Here is a 511-nt window from a genome sequence, read left to right as displayed (position 1 = left end):
GTGAAGGGACTCTATCCCGAACGTTTTCTTGAATGCGAGCCAACCCTGATCTCGTTTCGCCGACATCTTCAGTTGGTTCCGGCATTGCCCGCATTGCGGGATATCGCTGCGACGCACCTGTCTGGCTTGCCCTCACCACTCGGATTGCGACCCCCCCATGTTCGGGACGGTGAACGCCAAAACGTTCGCCAACACCGAGTGGGACCGGATCCGCCACCGGCACTGACGTAGCCTCGCGCAGCACACATTTCGTGGACATCCGAGGGCTATTCCATGATCGCTACCGACACTTCCGCCATGCACGACCTGCGCCACCAGATCGCGCTGTTCCGCTATGGGTTACTCGCCGACATCGTTCATCTGCCGCCTGGAACCAAGGGGCTGTACCGACGCCTTGAGGATAAAGCCGCGCTCGAATACAACATCCCCGGCACCAGCCGAACCCGAGTGGCTACCGAGACCCTGCGCGATTGGCTACGCCTTTACCGCAAAGGCGGTTTCGACGCGCTGC

The 511-nt window shown here is 60.7% G+C and carries 1 protein-coding gene; it reads left to right on the top strand.

Annotated elements, in window-relative coordinates:
- Positions 1-273: 273 nt before the first annotated feature.
- The coding region (locus GY725_04335) for a hypothetical protein (GenBank protein ID MCP4003404.1) at positions 274-511 on the top strand (238 nt) is incomplete at its 3' end.

The sequence above is a fragment of the bacterium genome, assembly GCA_024226335.1.
Classification (GTDB): domain Bacteria; phylum Myxococcota_A; class UBA9160; order SZUA-336; family SZUA-336; genus JAAELY01.
The sequence above is the reverse complement of the archived record's forward strand: the minus strand, read 5'-3'. Positions and strand labels throughout refer to the sequence as shown.